At 61.5% G+C, this 6,738-nt stretch carries 6 protein-coding genes; all 6 read left to right on the forward strand.

Annotated elements, in window-relative coordinates; genetic code table 11:
• The first annotated feature begins 59 nt into the window (after window positions 1–59).
• The 6 genes from B0E42_RS08345 to B0E42_RS08370 are packed head-to-tail and all read left to right on the forward strand — an operon-like array spanning window position 60 to window position 6,479.
• Complete coding sequence (locus B0E42_RS08345) at window positions 60–977, forward strand: ABC transporter permease (protein ID WP_014338929.1); 918 nt, start codon at window positions 60–62, stop codon at window positions 975–977.
• A 9-nt stretch (window positions 978–986) separates the two neighbouring features.
• Complete coding sequence (locus tag B0E42_RS08350; protein WP_014338928.1) at window positions 987–1,889, forward strand: ABC transporter permease; 903 nt, start codon at window positions 987–989, stop codon at window positions 1,887–1,889.
• Between the two features lie 15 nt (window positions 1,890–1,904).
• On the forward strand, window positions 1,905–2,921 hold the full coding sequence (locus B0E42_RS08355; protein WP_077506200.1) for an ABC transporter ATP-binding protein: 1,017 nt from the start codon (window positions 1,905–1,907) through the stop codon (window positions 2,919–2,921).
• A complete protein-coding gene (locus B0E42_RS08360) occupies window positions 2,918–3,907 on the forward strand; it encodes an ABC transporter ATP-binding protein (protein ID WP_053178911.1) in 990 nt (329 codons plus the stop codon). Before B0E42_RS08355 ends, B0E42_RS08360 begins: the two co-directional genes overlap by 4 nt.
• Window positions 3,904–5,328, forward strand: a complete 1,425-nt coding sequence (locus B0E42_RS08365) for a M20 family metallopeptidase (protein WP_003200498.1) — start codon at window positions 3,904–3,906, stop codon at window positions 5,326–5,328. The genes B0E42_RS08360 and B0E42_RS08365 overlap by 4 nt, the downstream gene beginning before the upstream one ends.
• Window positions 5,325–6,479, forward strand: coding sequence for a M20 family metallopeptidase (locus B0E42_RS08370; RefSeq protein ID WP_077506201.1), 1,155 nt, complete (start codon window positions 5,325–5,327; stop codon window positions 6,477–6,479). Before B0E42_RS08365 ends, B0E42_RS08370 begins: the two co-directional genes overlap by 4 nt.
• Window positions 6,480–6,738: the final 259 nt, after the last annotated feature.

Consider the following 6,738-nt stretch of genomic DNA (forward strand, 5'->3'; position numbering starts at 1 on the left):
GACCCGCACCACGGACACGTCCTCACACCTGTCATCCATTGGATATGAGGAAACTTGCCATGCTTGGATTCCTTCTGCGCCGTCTGGGCATCGCCATTTGCGTTGCCATTACCGTGTCGGTGATCAGCTTTTCTCTTTTGCACCTGTCCGGCGACCTGGCCACGGCCATTGGCGGACCGGAAGCCACCAGCGAGCAGATCGAACAGATCCGCGTGCAATACGGTTTGAACAAACCGCTACCGACCCAGTACTTCAACTGGCTGGGCGATTTGTTGCGGCTGGACCTGGGCAACTCGTTTTTCTTTCAGGAGTCGGTCTACAACCTCGTCGCCAGCCGCTTGCCGATTACCCTCGGGTTAGGTGCCATGGCGCTGGCTATCGCCTTGCTGGTGGCGATTCCACTGGGTGTGCTGGCCGCGGTCAAACGCGACACCTGGGTTGACCGACTGGCCTTGAGCATCGCCGTGCTGGGTCAGGCAATGCCCAGTTTCTGGTTTGCGCTGATGTTGATCGTAGTGTTCGCGGTGACGCTCAAGTGGCTGCCGGTGTCCGGCAACTCGACGATGCTGCACTTCGTCATGCCGGCCATTGCCTTGGGCTATTACGCGACGCCGGCAATCATGCGTCTGACCCGTGCCGGCATGCTCGATGTGCTCAGTTCCGATTACATCCGCACCGCCCGCGCCAAGGGTCTGCGCCCGGCCCGCGTGTTGTTCAAGCATGCACTGCGCAACGCCTTGATTCCGGTCGTCGCCCTGGCGGCGGTGGAGTTTGGCTTCATGCTCGGTGGTTCGGTAGTGATCGAAACCGTGTTCTCCCTGCAAGGTATCGGACAGCTCGCCTGGGACGCCATTGCCCGTGATGACTTTCCGGTGGTACAGGCCGTGGTCCTGCTGATTGCGGTGATCTACATCATCCTCACCTTGCTGGCCGATGTGCTCAACGCACTGCTCGACCCGCGCATTCGCGTGCGCTAGGAGGCTTACATGAGCACCCCCACTACCCTCGCGATCAATGACTACCTGCCACCCCCCAGCAGCCTGAGCCGAGTACTTGGCAAGAGCTTTCGTCATCGTGGTTTCGCCATCGGCACGGTGTTGTTGCTGATCATCTTCACGGGAGCACTCTTCGCGCCGTGGCTGGCACCTTATGACCCTTACGCACAAGACGTGATGCTGCGTATGAAGCCGCCGGTATGGATGGCCAACGGCACCTGGGAATACGTCCTGGGAACCGACAAGCTGGGCCGCGATTACCTGTCACGCCTGCTCTACGGCGCACGTATTTCACTGTTCATCGGCATTGCGGCGGCGCTTATTTCCGGCTTTATCGGCACCGTCATGGGGCTGTTGGCGGGTTACTACGGCGGCAAGGTCGATGCGTTCATCAGCTACCTGATCACCACCCGGCTGGCGATGCCGGTCGTGATGGTCGCACTGGCCTCGGCCTCGCTGATGGGCGGCTCGCTGAAAGTGGTGATTGTGCTGCTCGGCTGCCTGCTCTGGGATCGCTTCGCGGTGGTGGTCAGGGCTTCGGTGCAACAGATTCGCGATGCTGAATATGTGGCCTCGGCCCAGGCGCTGGGCTGCTCGACCCTGCGCATTCTGGTCAGCGAAATCCTGCCCAATCTGGTCGGCGCGCTGATCGTCGTCGCAACGCTGGAAATGGCCCACGCGATCCTGCTGGAGTCGGCACTGTCGTTCCTCGGGGTGGGTGTGCAGCCGCCGACGCCGTCCTGGGGCTTGATGATCGCCGAAGGCAAACCCTACATGTTCTTTTCCCCGTGGGTCATCGCCATTCCCGGTGTCGCCCTGATGATCCTGGTGCTGGGCATCAACCTGGTCGGCGATGGCCTGCGCGATCTGATCCTGCCCGACGGCCGTAACTGATAGAAGGTACCTAACATGGCACTACTCCATGTAGAAAACCTGCGCGTGGATATCCCCATGGGCAACAGCCCAACGCCGGATGACACGCTGCATGCTGTGCGCGGCCTGAACTTTGAAGTCGAGCGCGGTGAAATGCTGTGCATCGTCGGCGAATCCGGCTGCGGTAAATCCTTGACGTCGCTGGCGCTGATGGACCTGTTGCCACGCAAGGCCAAACGTACGGCGTCCCGACTGACGCTGGACGGTATCGACATGATCGGCCAGAGCGAACGGCACATGTGCGACCTGCGCGGCAATCGCCTGGCGATGATCTTCCAGGAACCGATGACCTCGCTGAACCCGGCCTACAGCATTGGCGATCAACTCAGCGAAGTGCTGACCCGGCATCGCCAGGTGTCGCGCAAGGAGGCCCTGGTTCGCGCCGGGCGGATGCTGGAGAAAGTCGGCATCAGCAATGCCACCGAGCGCTTGCGGCAGTATCCGCATCAACTGTCTGGCGGTTTGCGCCAGCGGGTGATCATCGCCATGGCGTTGATGTGCGAACCGGACCTGATCATCGCCGATGAACCAACCACGGCACTGGACGTGACCATTCAAGCGCAGATCCTGCGCTTGATCCGCGACATTCAGAAAGAACTCGGCCTGGCGGTGATCTTCATCACCCACGACCTTGGGCTGGTGGCACGGATCGCCGATCGGGTCGCCGTGATGTATGCCGGGGAAATCGTCGAAACCGCCCCTGCCCTGCAACTGTTCGAGAACCCGCAGCATCCGTACACCCGTGGTCTGCTGGCCAGCATTCCAATCCCTGGCCGGACCAAACCGGGTGAGGCGCTGGGTTCGATTCCAGGCCTGGTGCCGAGCCTGGTAGGCGAACAGCAAGGTTGTGCGTTCCGCAATCGTTGCGCTCAGGCGATACCGACCTGCGCGCAGAACATCCCCGAAGTCGAACAGGACGGACACATGGCGCGCTGCCTGTTCGCCGCACCGGCCCCGGCACCGATTCGCCTTCAGGAGCGTGCACGGTCATGAAAAAAGACATCGCTTTGGAGCTGTGTGACATCCGCCGCGAGTTTCGGATCAACCAGGGCTTTTTCAAACCCGCCGCCACCCTGAAAGCCGTAGATGGCGTTTCCCTGCGTCTGATGCGGGGCGAGACCCTCGGTCTGGTCGGTGAGTCCGGTTGCGGAAAAAGTACCCTGGCCAAGCTACTGCTCGGTCTGCTGCCGCCTACCAGCGGCGATGTACTGGTCAACGGCAGACATCTGGCGGCGACTGATCGCAAGGCAATGTCCCGGCACATCCAGCCGATATTCCAGGACCCGTATTCCTCGCTGAACCCACGCAAGACATTGCGCGAAATCATTACCCTGCCGCTGATCGTGCATGACATCGGCAGCCCTGCCGAGCGGCGCAAGAAGACCGAAGCGATGCTTGATGTGGTCGGCCTGCCCAAGCGGGTGATCGACAGCTACCCGAGCCAGCTGTCCGGCGGACAACGCCAGCGAGTCGCGATCGCACGAGCGCTGATCATGCGCCCCGATGTGTTGATCTGCGACGAGCCCACCTCAGCACTGGATGTGTCGGTGCAGGCGCAGATTCTCAACCTGCTGCAAGACCTCAAGCGCGAATTCGGCCTGACCTACCTGCTGATCAGCCATAACCTGGCGGTCATCGAACACCTCGCCGACCGGGTCGCGGTGATGTACCTGGGGCGCATCGTCGAAGAACGTACGCGCGAATCGTTGTTTGCTGAACCCGGCCACCCTTATACCCGCGCCTTGCTGGATTCGGTGCTCACGCCCGATCCACACCTGGGCATTCCCGATATCGGCCTGCACGGCACCTTTCCCAATCCGATGTCACCGCCGTCCGGTTGCGCCTTCCACCCGCGCTGCCCGAGCTGCTTCGCACCGTGCAAAACGGCCTACCCGGCCAATGATTCCATTATCGGCGGCAACGTGCGTTGCCACCTTCACGACAATCCTGCCCAAACACTGGAGCTTGTCCACTCATGAGTCGTTCATTGGCCATCAGCAACACCACAGAGCAATTCGACAACGGCGCCTTTTTCAATCTGCTCGAACGTAGCGTCGCCTTGCCCACCGAAAGCCAGGCAACGGACAGCCAGCCCGAGTTGTATCGCTACCTCAATGACTTCATCACCCCGCATGTCAAGGCCATGGGCTTCAGCGTCAAGATCTATGACAACCCGGTGGCAGAGCGTGGTCCCTTCATGATCGCCACACGCATTGAGCATCCAGAACTGCCGACCGTACTGAGCTACGGCCACGGAGATGTGGTGCGCGGCTATGAAGCGCAATGGCGTGAAGGCCTGTCACCGTGGCAAGTCACGGTCGAAGGCGATCGCTGGTACGGCCGCGGCACGGCGGACAACAAAGGCCAGCACCTGATCAACCTGACCGCGCTGGAACAAACGCTCAAGGCTCGCGACGGCAAGCTGGGTTTTAACGTCAAACTGCTGCTGGAAATGGGCGAAGAAGAAGGCTCGCCGGGCTTGAATGCGTTCTGTGCCGCCCACAGCGAAGAGCTCGCGGCGGATGTTTTCATCGCCTCGGACGGCCCGCGCCTGGCGGCATCCCGACCGACGATTTTTCTCGGTTCACGCGGGGTGTTCAACTTCGAGCTGGTGGTCAATTTGCGCGAAGGCGCCCATCACTCTGGCAACTGGGGTGGGTTGCTGGCTAACCCTGGCATCATTCTGGCCAATGCCATCGCCAGCATGATCGATGAGCAGGGCCGGGTGAAGGTGGCCGGCCTGCAGCCCGAAACACTGCCGGAGCCGGTTCGCCAGGCGCTGGCTGATATTGACGTGGGTGGCGGGCCAGGCGATCCGGACATCGACGCCAACTGGGGTAACCCGCAGCTCTCGCTGAGCGAAAAAGTGTTCGGCTGGAACACCCTCGACGTCATCGCCTTCAAGACCGGCAACCCGGACGCCCCCGTGCATGCGATCCCTGGTAAAGCCAACGCCCACTGCCATATCCGCTTCGTGGTGAACAGCGACTACACGACCTTTATCCCGGCTGTGCGTGCCCACCTGGATGCTCATGGCTTCAGCAATGTCGAGGTCAAGCAAAGCCGTATCGATGTGATGCATGCCACTCGGCTGGACCCGCAAAGCCCGTGGGTCAATTGGGCACTCAGCTCTCTGACACAGACCACCGGCAAAAAACCTGCGCTGCTGCCAAACCTCGGGGGCTCGCTGCCCAACGACGTGTTCGCGGACGTGCTCGGCCTGCCAACATTGTGGGTGCCGCACTCGTACCCGGCCTGCTCGCAACATGCGCCGAACGAGCACCTGCTGGCACCGGTGGTCAAGGAAAGCCTGCAAATCATGGCCGGTCTGTTCTGGGACCTGGGCAACGATGCGGCACGCCTGACCCAGGAGCATCAGTTGCGGGAGCAGGCGCAATGAGCGCCACGCCACAACAGGCGCTGGACTGGCTTGCCGGCCAGCGCCACGCCATGGAAGCGCTGCTGCAGCGTATCGTCGACACCGACTCCAACAGCTATGACAAGGCGGGCGTCGACGCGGTGGGCGCACTGCTCGCGGCTGAACTGGAAGCCGACGGCATCCTGCTCAAGCGCATGCCGGTCGATGGTTTTGGCGACGTGATGCTTGCCGAAGTGCCAGGCGCCTCTGGAAAGCCGGTGCTGTTGCTGGGCCATCGCGACACGGTGTTCCCCAAAGGCACCACCACGACGCGCGGCTACAGCCGCGACGCCAACCTCGCCTATGGCCCCGGCGTCGCCGACATGAAAGGCGGCCTGGTGCTCAATTGCTTCGCGCTCAAGGCACTCAAGCGCGCCGGTCAGTTGCCCTATCCGGTGCAGGTCCTGTACACCGGAGACGAAGAAATCGGCTCCGGCAGCGCCAGAACCCATATCGAAAAAGCCGCCCGTGGCGCGCGTGCCGTGCTCAATACCGAACCCGGCCGGGCCAGCGGCAACGTGGTCAGCGCACGCAAAGGCGGCGCCACGCTGATCATCGAAGTCAGCGGCCGCGCGGCGCATGCCGGGGTCAACCATGCCGACGGCGCCAGTGCCATCGAAGCCCTGGCACGCAAGATCGTCAAGCTGCATGCCTTGACCGATTACGCGGCAGGCATCACGACCAATGTTGGCCTGATAGACGGTGGCACCTCCAGCAACACCGTCGCGCCTAGCGCCTCTGCCCGGCTGGACGTGCGCTTTATCGAACTCGAGCACTGGGATCAGATTTTTAGCGCAATCCTGGGCATCGTCGCGGAAGAAGAGCTGATCGGTACCTGCGCCATTCTCAAGGAAGCGACCACCTTTCTACCGATGGAAGCCTGTCACAGCGAACGGCTGCTGCGCATCTACCAACAAAAGGCCCTGGCGCTGGGTTTCAGCGTTGAAGGCGAATTCACCGGTGGTTGTGCCGACTCTGGATTCACTGCCAGCCTGGGTATTCCAACCCTGTGTGGGCTGGGGCCGGTGGGGGGTAAGGTCCATACCGATCGTGAGTATCTGGAACTGGATACGCTGGTGCCTCGGGCTCTGGCGTTGGTGGCGACTATTCTGGCTGTTGGCGAGGGTAGTTGAGGCTTTTTTTGGGGAAGAATCTATTTGCGTTTTTCTGGATGGGTGGTGTGTATATCCGTTTTTTTGGTAACGGCGGCTGACGGTTCCGCTCTTACAGCGGCTCACTTTTGAAGAGCGCAAAAGTAAGCAAAACGCTTTTGCCCCACCACTTGGTGCCTCGCCTAGGCTCGGCATGCCCTCACTCCGGCATTGCTCCGTGGGCCCGCCGCGAAGGGCCATCCATGGCCCAGCGCGGCTATCCCGGCATCCATGCCGGGAT

It is taken from the genome of Pseudomonas sp. A25(2017) (genome assembly GCF_002001065.1).
In the GTDB taxonomy this organism is placed as follows: Bacteria; Pseudomonadota; Gammaproteobacteria; order Pseudomonadales; family Pseudomonadaceae; genus Aquipseudomonas; species Aquipseudomonas kilonensis.